The following is a 12,914-nucleotide window of genomic DNA, read 5'->3' as shown; positions in this document are numbered from 1 at the left end:
TCCAGGCAACTAGTGCCAATGCGCTTCACCTGACACTGTTGTAGCATGTCATCCATCCGATGACAAACTCTGAAGTCTTCGAAAGAGTGACAACGTGAGAGAGCGCCCGGCCCCCACCGCCCCAGGCACTGCACACCCAGGCGAACCCGCCTCCTTCCTCGCCGCCACCGCCGCCCTCGCCGCCATCGACACCGCTATCCGTAACGCCCAGAACCCCGCACCACCGGAGCCCGGGCTCACGCCGCCCGCCCCCTGCGACAGCCCCGAACAGTCCCTGGCCGCGCTCCTGCTCCTACGCGAACTACGCAACCGACTCGCCACCTGGGAAAGCCCCCTCGTGGAGTGCGCCCGCGCCGCGGGCGCCACCTGGGCCGACCTCGCCCACCCCCTGGGCGTCGCCAGCCGCCAGGCCGCCGAGAACCGATACCTGCGCCTGCGCCCCACCACCGACGACGACGCCACCACCGGCGCCCAGCGCGTCAAGGACATCCGCGACCGCCGCGCCGCTGACCGCGCCATCACCGCCTGGGCCCGCGACAACGCCACCGACCTGCGCATACTCGCCGCCCGAATCACCGGCCTCACCGACCTCCCCGCCACCGCCCACCCCCACCTCGACGCCCTCCGCACCGCCCTCGGCCACAACGACACCGCCCAACTCATCAGTCCCCTCGCCGACATCCGCCCCCACCTCGACACCGGTCGGCACCCCGACATCGCCGCCCGCCTCGAAACCCTCGCCACCCACACGGACCGACTCCGCGATGACAGCAACCACCACCGCTCCTGAGAGCACGCGCCCCCGCCCGCACCAGCTCCACGCCGCACCGCGCACCCCGCCCAGCACCGACGCGAGCGGCCCACCGACTCGCCCAGCGGCCGAAACCGCCCCTCACGCCGCCGACCGGTGGCAGCAGTTGGAAGACCGGCTGGCCGCTGTCGGGGCCCACCTGCACGCCGAGATCGGCGCAGCGATTACCGGCATGGACGCATGCCTCGCCCAACTCCAGTCCATCCGGCACGATCTGGCCGACCGCCTCCACCATTGCCGCGTCCCGACGGCGGGCGCGCTTGGACTGTCGGGGCCGGCCCCGCGTCCGGACGTCTCCGGCGACGCGGCGCAACCTCGGACACGGTGAGAGGTCACCGATCCGTCGGCAGGTCTTCCCGGTTGCCGGGCGGCGAGCGCATCGAGCTGCGAAGTCGGCGCTTTCACGTAGAGGGCCGTCCGCCGCTGGGCGAGGCCAGGCAAGTGCTCACGCGGTCAGTGATCGCCGCGGCCGGGCAGCGACGGCGTCACTCTGCCCGATCCCCCACCCGAAAGCAGCCGGGAAGTCTACGGCTCCGTCATGAGTGGCACGCCGCCGATCACCGGGGCACGGGCCGAATCCGGCTCGGGGCTGGTCAGAGGTTGTGCTCATAGGCGGTGTGGACGGTGGGCGCGGCCTGCTCGGCAGTGCTCGCCCCTGGCGGGTGGGGGGCGGTGGCGGTGGCGGTGGCGGCGTCCGGGTGGAGGGTGAAGACCCGGGCCAGACCGACGATGCCGAGGATCCGGGCGGTGTTGTCGGGGACGGCCGCCAGGGCGATGCCGGCGCCGTGTGCCATGGCCAGTCTGCGGGCGGCCAGCAGGGCGGTGATGCCGCTGGAGTCACAGAGTTCCAGCCGGGCCAGGTCCAGCACCAGCAGTTGCCCTGCGGTGAGGGTGAGGGCCTCCACGGCTCTGCGCAGTTCGGGGGCGTGATGGTAGTCGAGGTCGCCGGTGATCTCCAGGACGGGCCCGGTGGCGGCGTCTCGGACGGTGATCGTCAATGGACTCATGTCGGGTCTTCACTCGTGGGGCTGGACGGGATGCCGGGGACGCCGAGGGCGAGCAGGGCGGTGTCGTCGTCGAGGCCGTCGCCGAAACCGGCGAGCAGTGCGGTCAGGGCCGTGACCAGGGCCTGCGGCCCGGCGGGAGCCCGGGCGGCGAAGATGCGCAGCGCGTCCTCGCCGTACAGGTCGCGGTCGGGGCCGATGCGGGCTTCGGTCAGGCCGTCGGTGTAGAGCAGCAGGGTGTCCCCGGGGTGGAGCACGGTGCGGGCGGGCGTGAACTGGGCTTCGGGCAGGACGCCGATGAGCATGCCGCCCGGGGTGGGGAGGAACTCGGCGGTGCGGTCGGCGCGCTGGATCAGCGCGGAGGGGTGGCCGCCGGAGGCTACTCGCACCTCGCACGCGTCGCCCTGGGGGTGCAGGACGCCGAACACGGCGGTGCAGTAGCGGGTGTCGCCGCCGCTGGTGTACCTGTCGTTCAGCACGGTGTTGAGGGTGGTGAGCACCGTGACGGGGTCCGGGTCGTGCAGGGCCGCGGCGCGCAGGGTGTGGCGGGTCAGGGAGGTCAGGGCGGCGGCTTTGGGGCCCTTGCCGCACACGTCGCCGAGGAAGAACGCCCACCGGGTGCCGTCCAGGGGGAACAGGTCGTAGAAGTCTCCGCCCAGCAGGTCCGGGGAGGCGGTGTGGTAGTGCGAGGCGGCCTCCAGTCCCGGTACTGCGGGGAGTACGGAGGGCAGCAGGCTCTGCTGCAGGACGTGGAGGGCTTCCTGCAGGCGTCGGCGGTCCGCCTCGGACTGCCTGCGCTCCGCCTCGGCCTGCCGGTGGGCCTCTTCGGCCTGTCTGCGGGCCTCGTCGGCCGTCCGGCGGGCGCGTAGCAGTTCGCTCTCGTAGGCGCGGCGTTCGCGGGCGTCGAAGACGGTGGTGCGGATCAGTACCGGCTCACCGTCCGTGCTGGTCTTCACCCTGGAGGTGACCAGGACCGGCAGCCGCCGCCCGGCCGCGGCCCTGATCTCCAGGGCGATCCCGTTGACCTCGCCCTGCATGAACAGCAGCGGCGCGAAGTGCGTCTCGTGGTAGAGCCTGCCGCCGACGGTGAGCAGGTCGGTGAACCGCGTCCGTCCCACGACCTGTTCGCGGGACAGGCCCAGCCAGTCCAGCATCGTGGCGTTGATCTTGGCGATGGTGCCGTCCATCAGGGTGGACAGGTAGCCGCACGGCGCGTGCTCGTACAGGTCCTCGGCGCTGTCCTCCAGCAGGGCGGTGAACGCCGCGTCGTCGGCGTGCACGTCCTCACCGCCGTCCGGTTCGTGGGGGTCCTGGCCGGTGCGGCATGTCACCAGGCCGCTCCGCGCCGGACGGCGCCAGGGTACGCGGTGACCGTCGCGGTGGCCCGGGATGCGTTCATCGGGCTCCTCCGAGGAAGGCGAGGATCGCCCCGGCGGTGGCCTGCGGTGCGCTCAGCTGCGGGCAGTGCCCGGTCGCGTCCAGGGTCACCAGGCGGCTTCCGGGGATCGCGGCGTGGACGTAGGCGCCCACCTCGCGCGGGGCGATGACGTCCTGCGCGCACTCCAGCACCAGCGTCGGCACCGCCACCGACTTCAAATCTGCACGGCTGTCGGACAGGAACGTGGTGCGGGCGAAGACCCTCGCCATGCCCGGGTCGGTGGCGCAGAACGAGGCGGTGAGCTCCTCGCCGAGGTCCGGCCGGTCCCCGTTACCCATGATCACCGGCGCCATCGCCGCGGACCAGCCGAGGTAGTTGGACTCCAGCGACTCCAGCAGCTCGTCGATGTCCTCGGCGCTGAACCCGCCCCGGTATCCGTCCTCGTCGATGTAGCGGGGCGAGGGGGCGACCATCACCAGCCGGGCGATCCGCTGCGGTGCGGTCTCGGCGGCGAGCACCCCCACCACGGCGCTGACCGAATGCCCCACGAAGGTCACGTCGTGCAGGTCCAGCTCCTCGCAGATCTCCACCACGTCCCGGGCGTACCCCTCCAGCGAGCCGTAGCGCTCCTCGCTCCACGCCGACGCCTCGGACCGGCCCGAGCCCACGTAGTCGAACAGCACCACCCGGTACTCCCCCGCAAGCGCCGGAACGACCAGCCGCCACATGTTCTGGTCACAGCCGAACCCGTGCGCCAGCAGCACCACAGGCCCGCCCACCCGCCCGGTCACCACGACGTTGTTCCTGCGCATGACATCCATGCCCCCATCCTCCCACCGGCCCAACTGTCCTTTGCGTACCGCCCATCCAACGGAAGGAAAGGACGACAACCCTGCCCCTCCCCGACCACGGTGACCGAACTCCCGTGGTGGCACCGGCCGGGCACGAGGAACCACCCGGCCGGTCCCTGCCGATGCCCCCGGGACGACCTGCAAACAGCGGACCCGCACCGGCCAGGCCGGCTTCGCCAACCGCGCCGACGACCTGGAACGCATCGCCCGCACCCGCCCCGTCGCCAAGATGCTGCACACCGTCCCGGCCGGCGTCGCGAAGCTGGAGGACCTGGAGGCCGACGGCCCCAGCTCCGACCTGCGGTGGTCGATCGCCGACCTCGAAGCCGAACCCGGCCCCTGCTGGGAGCTGACCGGCACCAGGCCCTGACCCGGCACCACCACCCTGCCTTTGATGCCCGTCCCGAACCGCCGGGGGGCGCATCAAGGCGTCCGGACCGGGGCGGTCGGTGGACCGTCAAGGTGCTCCGCGCTTCGGCTGCCGGCCTCGCCCGGGCCGGTCCTGGGCTCTCGCTGGGCGCCGGGCAGCCACAGGGAGAGGAGCACGGCGACGGCGGAGAAGCCCGCGGACCACCAGAACGCCACGTGGAACGCGTCCACCGGTGTGCTCGTGTGCGAGGCAAGGGCGCTGGTGAGGATCACCGCCAGGACGGCCGTACCGAAGGAGCCGCCGATCTGCTGTGCTGTCCTGGTCAGCACGCTGGAGTGCGGGATCTGGTGCTTCTCCAGGCCCATGTAGCCGGCGACCATGACCGGCATGGTGACGGCCCCGAGGCCGAACCCGCGCAGGACCAGCCACAGGGCGAGCAGCCACTCGTTGGTGTGTGGCCCGGCCAGGGCGAACGGAACGGTCGTGGCCGCGACGACGGCGAAGCCGGACAGGGCGATGACGCGCGGGCCGAAGCGGTCGATGCTGCTTCCGGCGACGATGCGGGACAGGAGGCTGCCGATGCCCTGAGGGACGAGCATGACGCCTGCGGTCAGGGCGGTGGCGCCGCGCACGTCCTGGTAGTAGAGCGGCATCAGGAGCATCGCACCGTAGAGGGAGAAGCCGGAGAAGAAGAGCACCGCGCTGGAGGCGGCGACCTGCCGCCGGGCGAGCAGTCGGACCTCGACGAGAGGGCGGCTCTTGCGTAGCGCGTAGTTGGTGAATGCTGCGAGCAGCGCGACGCCGAGGACCAGGGGGACGATGACCTCAGGGTGTGCGAACCCGGCGGCTGTGCCCGCGTTGGCAAGTCCGAGCAAAACAAGCGAGGTGCCTGGCGCGAGGAGGAGGAGCCCGGCTATGTCGAGCCTCGGCCCAGCGGCCCCGGCGGCCTTACGGTCGGGCGTGTCGATGTGCAGATGACGCCAGGCGAGGAGGATGCCGACGGCGCAGAACGGCACGTTCACCCAGAACATGAATCGCCAGCTCAGATGGGTGAGGATGACGCCGCCGATCACGGGGCCGAGGACCGGGCCGAGCAGTACCGGCAGCGCGACGTAGGTAACGAGCCGCCCAAGCCCCTTGCCGCCCGCGCTCTGGAAGATGAGCGTGGTCATCAGCGGGAGCATGAGGCCGCCACCGAGGCCCTGGACGACGCGCCAGCTGATCAGCGAGCCGACGCTCCAGGCCAGGCTGCATCCGACCGAGCCGGCGAGGAAGACGGCCAGGGAGAAGATCCACAGTCGTCTGCCGCCGAACCGCTGCAGGCCCCACGTGCTGAGGGGCACCGCGATACCGAGCGCCAGCAGGTAGCCGGTGGTCACCCACTGGATCGTGGTGACCGAGGTGTTCAGCTTCACCGAGAGTGTGTCCAGGGCGATGCTGACGATGGTGGTGTCGAAGACGACGGCCATCGCGCCGACGATGAGGATCAGGGCGGTCTTGACCACCCCGGGATCCAGCTTCTGGGCCGCGGGCCTTACCGGTATGGCCTCCATGCCACGACTCCCTCACAAGAGATGGATCCTTCTCTTATGAGCGTAGTGACGCCCGATAAGGAATGCAACCATCTCTTACTTTCGGCCGTCGTTATCCTTGATGCCATGACTGGAGCAGCACAACAGACCCGGCAACGGCGGCGCGGGAAGGAGCTGGAGACGGCGCTGCTGGAGGCCGCGTGGCAGGAGCTCTTCGAGGTCGGCTACGCCAAGCTGACGATGGAGTCCGTCGCGGCCCGCGCCAGGACCGGCGTGGCGGTGCTGTACCGGCGATGGTCCAACAAGAACGACCTCGTGATCGCCGCCATCCGCCACTACGGCGCGACGCGGCCCATCGAGGTTCCCGACACCGGGAGTCTGCGGGACGACGTGATCACGCTGCTCGACAGCGTGGCCGGCGCAAGGGCCGGCTTCCTCGCCCTCGTCGGAGCAGCGTTCGCCGGGCTGCTGGCCGACGCCGGTCTCACCCCCGCACAAGTGCGCGAGCAGCTCATGGCCGACCGCCCGCGCGTGGCGGGCCAGGTGTTCCAACGGGCCCATGAACGTGGCGAGATCGACCTCGACCGGATCCCTCCCGCCGTCCTGGCCATGCCGTTCGACCTGCTGCGTCACGACATGCTGATGACCTTTCAGCCGATTCCGCCCGAACGGCTCACCGCGATCGTGGACGACCTGTTCATGCCTCTGATCGCCCACACCCGCCTGCGGTGAGAACCCGCAACACGATCTCGCCGATCGTTGCTGGCGGGCGTTACCGATATGACGATCCGTCCGTTCGTGATGGCGGGAGAAGCGAACCGTGGATCGTGGACGACGAGCCGTGGGCCCGGATCGAACCGCTGCTGCCGGCCTGACCGGAGAGGTCGCCGGGCCCCCGCCCGGTCGACGGCCCGGCACCGCCCGCAGGGTGTCCTGTACATGCTGTACACCGGCATCACCTGGCAGCAGCTGCCATCGGAGCCGGGCTTCGGCTCGGGGCAGTGGGTGTCACCGCCACGGTCACGGATGGCCGACGCGCCGGCGCCCAGGGTGCGGGTGACGGGCCGCCAGGGCGCGGCATGGCACCCCCTCCGTCCACCGCCGGGGTCACAGCAGGGCGACGGACGAGCGTGGCAGGGGGCCGTCCGCGTTCGCGGACGGCCCCCGTGGTGTGTTGTTCGCGGGTCAGCAGCTGGTGGTGGTGTCGCCGCTGTCGGTGGTGCAGGTGTCGTTGCCCAGGCCGCCGTTGGCGCTGTCGCCGCCGGTGTTGTCCTGGACGTTGATGGTGTCGTTGCCGAGGTTGCCGCTCATGGTGTCGGTGCCGGAGGTGTCGACGAGGGTGTCGTTGCCGTTCTGGCCGTCGAGGTCGTCGTTGCCGGGTCCGCCGTAGATGTGGTCGTCACCGTTGTCGAACAGGTACAGCAGCGAGCCCAGCAGGGTTTCGCCGTAGTTGGTGTCGTTGCCGGCCTCGCCGTAGAGGTAGTCGGCGCCGTTGCCGCCGCCCATGACGTCGTCGCCGGCCCCGCCGTAGAGGGTGTCGTTGCCGTTGCCGCCGTCGACGGTGTCGTTGCCGTTCCCGGCGTAGATCAGGTCGTTGCCGTTCCCGGCGTTGATGGTGTCGTTGCCGCCCAGGCCGCAGATCACGTCAGCACCGTTCGTACCGGTCAGGGTGTCGTTGCCGGCCGTGCCGGTGATGGTGCAGCCGTGCCCGTTGCCGACCGTGGTCGACTGCGCGGCGGTGTTGTTGCCCGGCGTGGAGTCGGCCACCGCGGAGCTGGTGGTACCGGTCGCGGTGATCGTGCCGGTGGCCTGCGGTTCGACCACCACGGTGATGGTCGCCGAGGCGGCGCTCGCCAGGGTGCCGAGGGTGCAGGTCACGACCGGGGCGCTGATCGTGCACGAGCCCTGGGAGCTGCTGGCGGACACGACCGCGGCGGCGGTGCCGGACAGGGTCAGCGCGGCAGTGGTGGGCGTCGCCGCGGCCGGGCCGTTGTTGGTGACGCTCTGCGTGTAGGTGACCGTGTCGCCCAGGGCGGCCGGGTCGGCCGAGTCCGTGACCGCGGTCGCCAGGTCGGCGGCGGGGGCCAGGTAGGTGAACTGATCCGCGCTGCCGGTCGTGCTGGTCCCGGCCGGGGTGGTGACCTGGACGTCGACCGTGCCCGCGGCGTGGGCGGGGGTGGTGGCGGTGCAGGACGTCGCCGAGCAGGACACGGACGTCGCCGGGTTGCCGGGCCCGAAGGTGACGGCGGTGGCGCCGGTCAGGTTCGTGCCGGTGACGGTGACGGCGGTGCCGCCGGCGGTCGGGCCGGAGGCGGGGCTGATCGCGGTGACCGTCGGCGCCGGCGTGGCCGGCGTGAGCTGGAGGACGTCGAGGGTGGCGCTGCCGTTGTTGACGACGTAGGCCCGGGTGCCGTCCGGGCTCAGCCCGACACCGTAGGGGCCGCTGCCGGCCGGGGCGTTCTCGGTGACGGTGCCGGTCGCGGTGTCGATCACCGCGAGGGAGCTGCTGGAGTAGCTGCTCACGTAGGCGGTCGCACCGTCGGGGCTGAACGCGGAGACGATCGGGTTGCCCGCGGTGGTGATCGTCGTGGTGACAGCGAGCGTGGCCGGGTCCACCACGGACAGGAAGTTGTCGTTGGAGTGGTTGACGTACACCGCCCCGGTCACGGGGTTGACCGCGACGTCGAACGGCTGGTCGCTCAGCGCCACGCTGGCGCTCACGGTGAGGGTGGCGGTGTCGATGACGCTCAGCGTGTTGTCGCCGTGGTTCGTGGTGTAGGCGCGCGCGCCGTCGGGGCTCAGCGCCACGTCCTGCGGACGCGGACCGACGGTGACCGAGGCGGTGACCGTGTTGGTGACGGTGTCGATGACACGCACCGACCCGTTGGGGTAGGCGGAATCGGCGACGTAGACCCGGGTACCGGCAGGGTTGACCGCCACCCCTACCGGGTCGCTGAATCCGCCGATGGTGGCGACCGCGGTGTTGGTGGCGGTGTCCACGACGCTGACCGTGGCATCGCCGCGGTTGGCGACGTACAGGTGCGCACTGTCGGGGGTGACCGCGATCGCGCCCGGACCACTGCCGACGGTAATGGTGGAGCTGACGGTGTTGGTGGCCGTGTCCAGCACGGTGACCGTGTTACCGAAGGCCATGAAGTCGCCGGCGTTGGCGACGTAGACGTGGGCGCCGTCCGGGGCCACGGCCAGGTTCGTCGGACCTCCCCCGGTCGGCGCGGTGGCGATCACGACGGGTGAGGCCGCCGCCGGCGAGGCCGCCAGCGTGGCCAGACCGGTCGCGGCGAGCGCGAACGCGGCGAGCGCGGCCGTGCGTCGGCGCCACCGGGCACGGGCAGGACGGAGCAGGGTTAACGAAGTCATCAAGGTCCCCCCTTGAGAAGTTCCGCACCCGGCGGCCGGGCACGGCACCGCGCCCGCATGACAAGGGCACGCACGGCGGAGTGAAACGGCTTTGTGGCCAAGGCAGTTCAGGAATCCGGCCGCGCACAGCATCTCGGCACAAGGCAGTCCCCGCCTCACGAACCGATCAACATGGCCGGTTCACACACAGCACCCCAGCGCCCGGCCCGCCCACCGGCCGGCCCCGGCCCCGCCCCACCGCCCAGAAAACGCGACCGCTTCCAACTGACTTCCGATCATCTGTCAGCTTTTCTCGCATGATTCAGATCAAGAGATGCCAGTTTTTGACGAATGGCGCAGACTTCCGACAGGCGCCGCGTGCCCGGACACCAATGACCGCGGTACTTCGCCGAACCGGGCAGCGCAGAGCAGCGCCCCCGCCCGGCCGGAAACCACCACCAGCACTGCAGCGGCGCGGCAACGGAACACGACCAGCCCCAGCCGGACACGGCGCGGCCAGGCCGTGGACACTCGAATGGCACCACTCGCTCCCGCTGCCCCGCCCAGGCCCAGCCGACCCTGGGCCGCGCTCGGCGGCAACACCCGGTTCTCCAGTGACGCCGAACCGTAGATTCGCAGGTGAAGAGGGGCCGCTGGCGCCGGACGCGGGCCGGGGTTTCGGGGTGACCGCGCAGTTCACCTGCCCGGTCCGGCGACCGCGTAGGGGGCACTGCGGCCGCGGTCGCGCCGGAGTCGCCGGGTCCCCCCGGATCCCGGCCGGATCATCATCCATGACCCTCCATTCGAATGAACGGGCCGCACAGAACTGTTGGCCAACTAACGATCACTGCTACCACTTGCCTTGCGCTCGGTACCGAGCCGGAAGAACACCTCACGGTCGTGCGCGAACCGCACGCCCACTGCAAGATCGGATTCCGCCCCTCATGGCAATCGCACTCCGCAGGACGCTCACCGTCGCCGCGCTGGCCCTCACCGCCTCCTTCCTGCCGGCCACCGGGGCGGGAGCCGCGGACACTGCTGCCCGGTCCCTGCGCACACCCGGCCTCTACTGCCTGGCCAACACCTGGGACACCCCGAAGGACTCCGTCAAGCCGTGCGACGCCGCCGACCGCGGCCAGCACTGGACCCTCTCGGGCCAGCAGATCTCCCTCGCCAACGCGCGGGCCTACTGCCTCGCCAACACCTGGGGCGTGCCGGACGTCTCCACGAAGCCGTGCAACCCCGGGGACCAGGGCCAGTACTGGACCGTGACGGGCCAGCAGATCTCCCTCACCTTCGCTCCGGCCTACTGCCTCGCCAACACCTGGGGCAAGCAGGACGTCTCGGTCAAGCCGTGCGACCCGAAGGACCCGGGCCAGCACTGGGTGGTCTTCAACGACCAGATCAGCCTCGCCAGCGCCTGACCCCTGCCCCACCGCCACGCCTCCTGAACGGCCGGCACCACGAGGTCAGTGCCAAAGTCCCCGCCCCGCACGACGCCGGGTTCCCCCGCTCTGCGCCGGCCCGGTAACGGGCGGGCAGGAGGAAGCCCGGAACTCTCCGTCGAGACGGCGAAGGAGCACTACGCGGGGAAGCTCCCGGCGCGGCGGAACCTCCCGTCATCAGCCGTTCTGCTGCCGGATCTGCGGAATGCTGCGGCCGTCGTCCTCACCCGCTGGTGGCAGACGTTGCCGAGTACCCACGTCACCGGGAAGCCGCGCAGGTTGGCCGGGCCACCGGCGGAACCCCTACGTCCTGAAGCCCAGCCTTCGTGCGGAGCGATGCTCTGGGCACATCCCCTGGCACCAGGTCACGACGGCGGAGAGGCTGTCGCGCTTTCCCCCGGCCGGCCGGCGCCCTCGCCCAGGACGCCGGTGACGGTGACGGTGACGGTGAGTGACTCGGCGGCGTTGACGAAGCCGGTCGCGGTGAGGGCGGCGCGGACGCTTTCGCGTACCTGACGGGCGGTGTCCAGGATTCGGCGGTCGCGGTGGACGATGCAGCGCACCTCGACGTGCCAGCCCGTGCCGGTGGGCGGGCGGTGGACCCGGACCGCGGCGGGGGGACGGCTCGCCGCGTGCAGCGATGCGGCGGCGGCGGTCAGCCGGTCGGCGAGGGTGGGCTGGAGGGCTGCGACCTGGGGGTGCGCGAGGGCGGCCTGTGCGGCGGCTGCCTGGATCTCGTGTACCGCTGCCGACGTCATCGGGGCGCTCCGGGCTGGATGGGTGCCTGGGTGGATGCGGTGGCAGGGGGAGGGAGGAGGTCGGCGATGTGGATGTCGACCCGCAGCACCCGCAGGCCCAGGTGGTGTTCGGCGGCCTGCAGGACTCGTTCGCGGACCCGGGCGGCGAGGGGGTGCAGGGGCCGGTGGGGTTCCGCGGCCAGGGTCATGCTCACGTGGATCGCGGTACCGTCGCCGACCGGGGTCAGCCGGCAGCTGGCCGCCGTTGCCCCGGGCACGTGGTCTGCGGCCTGGCGCAGGAGTTTGGCCACGGTGTTCTCGGCCACCCGCAGGTCCAGGGCGGGGTCGTCCAGGGGCAGGATCCGGCCGAGGTGCATCTCGGCGCGGACGGCTCGCATGACGGTTCCTGCCAGGTGGTGGCCGCCGGCCTGCTGGGTCCGCAGGGCGGCTGTCGCCTGTTCGAGGGTGGCCAGGCTCTGCAGGGCCTGGCGGCAGTAGGGGCACCGGGCGGTGTGCGGATCGGGTGGGCCTGCGGTGTGGGCGTTCTGCCAGACCTGGGCGAGGGGGCGCCCGCAGGCGAGGTACTGCTCGCGGTCCGCATCGAGGTGCCCGGCAGTGGGCGGGCCTATCGCCATGGGGACATCTCCTGCGCGAGGGTTCGCCGGGCGCGGTAGAGCCTTCCGCGTACGGCCTGTTCGCTGATACCGGTGACCTGCGCTATCTCGTCGTAGTGCAGGCCGTGGAGTTCACGCAGCACCCAGCAGGCGCGCTGGCCAGGGTCGAGACGGGCCAGCGCGCGGGCGAGCGCATCGGTTGCCGCGTGGCTCTCGGCGGCCCGTTCGGGCTGGCCTGCGCCGCTGGTCTGGGCAGGTTCGGGGCCGACGTCGAAGGGCGTGGCGGGCAGGGGTCGGCTGCGCAGGACGCTGAGGCAGCGGTTGGTGACGATGCGGTACATCCAGGTGCGGAACGCGGCGTCGCCGCGGAACTGCGGCAGGCGGCGCCAGGCGCTGAGGAAGGCGTCCTGGACGGTGTCCTCGGCGTCGTGCCGGTTGCCCAGGAGGTGCTGGGCGAGTGCGAGGAGGCCGCTGATGTGGCGGTCGACGAGGGTGGCGAAGGCGTCGTCGTCACCTTCACCGGCACGGATCGCCAGCAGCCGGTCCTCCTGCTCGGCGGTGCTCTCCACCCGCCAGGACACGCGCGGTGCTGCCGCCGGTGGCCGTGGGGGCGGGCTGCGGGATCCGCCCCGTGCCGAACCCCCGGAGGACGGGGGCGGGGGGCGGGGGGACTCGGCTGCGGTCATGGCGGGCGCCTTGCCGCTGGCAGCGTGCGCACAGGCCCATCATCCCGCGCTGCGATCCGGCCTGCATCATGCGGGATTCGGGTGTGAGGTTTTGCCCCGGTGCCCGTCCAATCTTGTGACGGGCACCGC

Annotated in this window: 12 protein-coding genes; 4 read left to right on the top strand and 8 right to left on the bottom strand. The window is 71.5% G+C overall.

Features of this window, described 5'->3' with window-relative positions:
• Window positions 1–94: 94 nt before the first annotated feature.
• Window positions 95–790 carry a type III effector protein gene (locus OG335_RS35595; RefSeq protein ID WP_405009752.1) on the top strand — a complete coding sequence of 232 codons (696 nt, stop codon included), beginning with the start codon at window positions 95–97 and terminating at the stop codon, window positions 788–790.
• A gap of 614 nt (window positions 791–1,404) precedes the next feature.
• Here OG335_RS35595 and OG335_RS35590 read toward each other — a convergent pair.
• The 3 genes from OG335_RS35590 to OG335_RS35580 all read right to left on the bottom strand — a co-directional run bounded on the left by OG335_RS35590 (window position 1,405) and on the right by OG335_RS35580 (window position 4,014).
• On the bottom strand, window positions 1,405–1,818 hold the full coding sequence (locus OG335_RS35590; RefSeq protein ID WP_405009753.1) for an STAS domain-containing protein: 414 nt from the start codon (window positions 1,816–1,818) through the stop codon (window positions 1,405–1,407).
• Complete coding sequence (locus tag OG335_RS35585) at window positions 1,815–3,146, bottom strand: PP2C family protein-serine/threonine phosphatase (protein ID WP_405009754.1); 1,332 nt, start codon at window positions 3,144–3,146, stop codon at window positions 1,815–1,817. Before OG335_RS35585 ends, OG335_RS35590 begins: the two co-directional genes overlap by 4 nt.
• 64 nt (window positions 3,147–3,210) lie before the next feature.
• Entirely contained in the window at window positions 3,211–4,014 is an 804-nt protein-coding gene (locus tag OG335_RS35580) for an alpha/beta fold hydrolase (protein ID WP_405009755.1), read from the bottom strand.
• Window positions 4,015–4,273: 259 nt separating this feature from the next.
• Between OG335_RS35580 and OG335_RS35575 the strand changes: the two genes are divergently transcribed.
• A complete protein-coding gene (locus tag OG335_RS35575; RefSeq protein ID WP_405009756.1) occupies window positions 4,274–4,414 on the top strand; it encodes a hypothetical protein in 141 nt (46 codons plus the stop codon).
• Between the two features lie 53 nt (window positions 4,415–4,467).
• On the opposite strand, the gene OG335_RS35570 is transcribed toward OG335_RS35575, so the two are convergent.
• A complete protein-coding gene (locus OG335_RS35570; RefSeq protein ID WP_405009757.1) occupies window positions 4,468–5,967 on the bottom strand; it encodes an MDR family MFS transporter in 1,500 nt (499 codons plus the stop codon).
• 105 nt (window positions 5,968–6,072) lie between these two features.
• On the opposite strand from OG335_RS35570, the gene OG335_RS35565 reads away from it, so the two are divergent.
• Window positions 6,073–6,678 (top strand): TetR/AcrR family transcriptional regulator, encoded by a 606-nt coding sequence (locus OG335_RS35565; RefSeq protein WP_405009758.1) that lies wholly within the window; start codon window positions 6,073–6,075, stop codon window positions 6,676–6,678.
• A 453-nt stretch (window positions 6,679–7,131) separates the two neighbouring features.
• Here the strand turns inward: OG335_RS35565 and OG335_RS35560 are convergent, their stop codons facing one another.
• Entirely contained in the window at window positions 7,132–9,324 is a 2,193-nt protein-coding gene (locus OG335_RS35560; protein WP_405009759.1) for an IPT/TIG domain-containing protein, read from the bottom strand.
• A 923-nt stretch (window positions 9,325–10,247) separates the two neighbouring features.
• Here OG335_RS35560 and OG335_RS35555 point away from each other — a divergent pair.
• Entirely contained in the window at window positions 10,248–10,727 is a 480-nt protein-coding gene (locus OG335_RS35555) for a ricin-type beta-trefoil lectin domain protein (protein WP_405009760.1), read from the top strand.
• Between the two features lie 386 nt (window positions 10,728–11,113).
• Here the strand turns inward: OG335_RS35555 and OG335_RS35550 are convergent, their stop codons facing one another.
• Genes OG335_RS35550 through OG335_RS35540 form a run of 3 tightly spaced genes read right to left on the bottom strand, consistent with a single transcriptional unit; the run spans window position 11,114 to window position 12,668 of the window.
• Window positions 11,114–11,506 (bottom strand): hypothetical protein, encoded by a 393-nt coding sequence (locus tag OG335_RS35550; protein ID WP_405015264.1) that lies wholly within the window; start codon window positions 11,504–11,506, stop codon window positions 11,114–11,116.
• Window positions 11,503–12,120 (bottom strand): hypothetical protein, encoded by a 618-nt coding sequence (locus OG335_RS35545; RefSeq protein ID WP_405009762.1) that lies wholly within the window; start codon window positions 12,118–12,120, stop codon window positions 11,503–11,505. Before OG335_RS35545 ends, OG335_RS35550 begins: the two co-directional genes overlap by 4 nt.
• The gene (locus tag OG335_RS35540; protein WP_405009763.1) at window positions 12,111–12,668 is read right to left on the bottom strand and encodes an RNA polymerase sigma factor; all 558 of its coding nucleotides are present in this window, start codon (window positions 12,666–12,668) and stop codon (window positions 12,111–12,113) included. The genes OG335_RS35545 and OG335_RS35540 overlap by 10 nt, the downstream gene beginning before the upstream one ends.
• Window positions 12,669–12,914: the final 246 nt, after the last annotated feature.

The sequence above is a fragment of the Kitasatospora sp. NBC_01539 genome (assembly GCF_045040525.1).
Lineage (GTDB): Bacteria > Actinomycetota > Actinomycetes > Streptomycetales > Streptomycetaceae > Kitasatospora.
The sequence above is the reverse complement of the archived record's forward strand: the minus strand, read 5'-3'. Positions and strand labels throughout refer to the sequence as shown.